Below are 3,620 nucleotides of genomic sequence, written 5' to 3' on the forward strand. Positions count from 1 at the left end.
ACCTTTAACCTTTAACCTTTAACCTTTAACCTTTAATCTTTAATCTTTAACTATTACTTAATCACTACCAAATAAATCTCGCGTATAAACTTTATCTGCAATATCACTCAGCTCTTTAACCATACGGTTGGAAACAACAACATCAGCAATTTCTTTAAACTCATTAAGATCTTTAATCACACGTGAATTGAAAAATGCTTCATCTTTTAAAGCTGGTTCATATACTACAACTTCAATCCCCTTAGCTTTAATGCGCTTCATGATGCCTTGAATAGCAGATGCTCTAAAGTTATCTGAGCCGGCCTTCATAACTAAGCGGTATACACCGACAACTTTAGGATTGCGCTTAATGATTGAGTTCGCAATAAAATCCTTACGAGTTTTATTAGCATCAACAATTGCCCTAATCATATTATTCGGCACTACTTGGTAGTTAGCTAAAAGCTGCTTGGTATCTTTTGGTAAACAATAACCGCCATAACCAAATGAAGGATTATTATAATGGTTACCAATACGAGGGTCTAAGCTTACACCTTGTATAATTTGCTTCGCATTTAAGCCATGGCTCTCAGCATAGCTATCAAGCTCATTAAAATAGGCAACACGCATTGCTAGGTAAGTATTTGAGAATAACTTGATTGCTTCGGCTTCTGTAGAGTCAGTAAACAGAACCTCAATATCTTGCTTTATTGCACCTTGAGCCAATAAATTAGCAAAAATATTAGCCCGCTCACTTTGCTCACCGACAATAATGCGAGATGGATACAAATTGTCGTGCAATGCTTTACCTTCACGTAAAAATTCTGGCGAAAATATTACATTATCAGTGCCAAGCTTTTCTTTAATCGATCGAGTAAAGCCCACAGGCACAGTTGACTTAATAACCATAGTCGCCGTTGGGTTAATTCTCATTACATCTTTAATAACCGACTCAACACTATTGGTATTAAAATAGTTTGTTACAGGATCATAATCGGTAGGAGTAGCAATAATTACAAACTCAGCGCCAACCAGAGCAGACTCTTTATTTGTGGTCGCGGTAAAATTTAATTGCTTGTTTTGTAAAAAATCACTTATTTCAACGTCAACAATTGGCGATTGCTGGTCTTTTAAAAGCGCGACTTTTTTTTCGTCTATATCAACAGCAACTACTTTATTGTGTTGCGCAAGTAACATAGCATTAGACAGGCCAACATAACCCGTGCCAAAAACAGTAACTTTCATTTCACCGTCCTTAAACTTCTGATTTGAGCGTCCTAACCCTAGTACAGGCGCATAGCCTAATATCTAGAGACTTTCATCCAATTCATTAATTTACATCACAATATATGATTAAAACAGTTTAAAACCTAAAGTCTTTAATCTCTTCTCTGTGAACTCCGTGCTCTCAGTGGTGAATAAATCATTTAAACCATTTTTACAACCGATTACACCAAGGCGCTTCGAGCTACACCGAGAATGCAAAGTTAAGCCTAGCACCTAGTCTTTTACCTAGCCCCTAGTACCTTTAACCTTCCCCTACCCCTTCAAATTAACCACATTCGCTTGAGGAGTACTTTCGAGCTGTTTGCCTTTTTTAGCATTCCATACCAAATCACAGATACCATCCGTTGGGTTAAATCCCGTTGGGGCGTCGAGTAACAATTGGCGGATCATTTCGTGATCAAAGTTATGACAGGCAATGTCAAATGCTTCTAAAAACACTTTTAATTCAGGTAGCGGCAACATAGCTTCATTTGCCGTCATAATTCGCTCATGTGGCGTTTCACCAACGTTATCACCGATTAATAACTCTTCGTAAAGCTTTTCACCTGGGCGCAGGCCGGTGCATAAAATTTCGATGTCACCATGGGGGTTGGTTTTGTCTTTCACTTCAAGGCCTGAAAGGCGGATCATCTTACTGGCTAAATCTTTAATTTTTACCGAATCCCCCATATCAAGTACAAATACATCACCGCCTTTACCCATAGAGCCGGCCTGGATTACCAATTGCGCAGCTTCTGGTATGGTCATAAAGAAACGGGTGATATCTTGGTGGGTAAGCGTAATAGGGCCACCTTCTTTAATTTGCCTGCGAAATAACGGTACCACAGAGCCAGACGAGCCAAGCACATTACCAAAACGAACCATGCAAAAACGCGTACGATGCTCTTTACCTTTGGTTTGCGCTAAACCTTGTAATACCAGTTCAGCCATCCGTTTGGTTGCCCCCATTACATTCGTTGGGCGCACCGCTTTATCGGTGGAAATTAATACAAAGGTTTCAACCTTTGCGTTAACGGCTGCTTTGGCTGCGTAGTAAGTACCAAATACGTTATTACGCACACCTTCAACCACATTATGCTCAACGAGCGGAACGTGCTTATAAGCAGCAGCGTGGTACACCGTTTGTACACCAAATGCCATCATTACGGTTTCAATACGGTTAATACGTTGCACAGAGCCCATTATTGGGATTAGTTCTAAATCAATATGATTATTAGCTATGTACTCATTTAGCTCTTTTTCAATTGAATATAAACCAAACTCAGAGATTTCAAATAACACCAGTTTTTTAGGTTGCTGCCTAACTATTTGCCTGCACAGCTCAGAGCCAATAGAACCACCAGCTCCAGTAACCATTACTATTTTGCCAGCAATGTTGGCAGCCATAAGTTCGGGTTTTGGGGTAACTGGGTCACGGCCTAATAAATCCTCAATTTCAACTTCTCTAAATTCAGAAAGCTGCGCTTTACCTTCAACAACATCTGCCATACCAGGGATAGATAAAACTTTAATTGTTAATGGCTCTAGCTGCGCAAGTACTTCTTTGCGCCTTGCTCGGCTTGCGCTAGGTAACGCTAAAAGCACTTTAGTAGCCTTGCCCTTATTAATCAGTTCATAAATATCTTTAAAGCAAATTACCGGAATACCTTGAATGATAGACCCTTGTTTGCTTTGATCATCATCAATAAAAGCACGAACGTAATATTCTGGCCCGGCACCGAGTGCAGTTGCAAGCTGCCTTCCCGCTGAGCCTGCACCGTAAATAATAACCGATTCTTTATTTACGGTGGCCATTTTGCCGATCATCGCTCGCACTAAAATGCGCGAACCACCAACGGTAAGTAAACATAACCAAGCAAAAATAAATGGCATGGTACGCGGAATAGTAATACCCACAAAAAACGACAGCAATACCAAACTTACAGTGGTTATAACAGTGCCCAGCACAATAGCCCAGAGCGCCTGCGAGTTCATGTACCTTAATACAGCACGATATAAACCAAGATTGATAAATGCGATTAAACCAGTAGGAATTAACATTGCTAACAGCAGCCAATTACCAAGTTCACTAAAAGGTGCAAGGCTGTCTAAACGCACTATAAGCGCAAGCCAAAATGCTGCGGCAATAAAAAGTGAATCAATAAATAAGGTGATAGCACGCTTTTTAGCGCGAGAAGCATTCAAAATAGACCGGATGAAACTATCCACAACAAGTTCCCTTTTCTTGTACTCTGTTGATTCGAAATATAAAGAGCAAAACAGTAGCTCTTTAATTGTTAAAATTTCATTAATTATAGCTTATAAAAAGCATAGGAGCTATCAGCTATCAGCTATCAGCTATCAGCTATCAGCTA

2 protein-coding genes are annotated in these 3,620 nt (G+C 39.8%); both read right to left on the reverse strand.

The genetic code is table 11. The features are described 5' to 3' along the window. Positions 1–57: 57 nt before the first annotated feature. The gene (locus H5200_RS22860; protein ID WP_149980575.1) at positions 58–1,224 is read right to left on the reverse strand and encodes a nucleotide sugar dehydrogenase; all 1,167 of its coding nucleotides are present in this window, start codon (positions 1,222–1,224) and stop codon (positions 58–60) included. 294 nt (positions 1,225–1,518) lie between these two features. Further along, entirely contained in the window at positions 1,519–3,474 is a 1,956-nt protein-coding gene (locus H5200_RS22865) for a nucleoside-diphosphate sugar epimerase/dehydratase (RefSeq protein WP_182762775.1), read from the reverse strand. Positions 3,475–3,620: the final 146 nt, after the last annotated feature.

The sequence above is a fragment of the Pseudoalteromonas sp. SG43-7 genome (assembly GCF_014164295.1).
Classification (GTDB): Bacteria; Pseudomonadota; Gammaproteobacteria; order Enterobacterales; family Alteromonadaceae; genus Pseudoalteromonas; species Pseudoalteromonas rhizosphaerae.

What these genes read in the sequence shown, in the direction of transcription:
- H5200_RS22860 (WP_149980575.1), bottom strand. Translation starts at nt 1,224, where the DNA reads ATGAAAGTTACTGTTTTTGGCACGGGTTATGTTGGCCTGTCTAATGCT.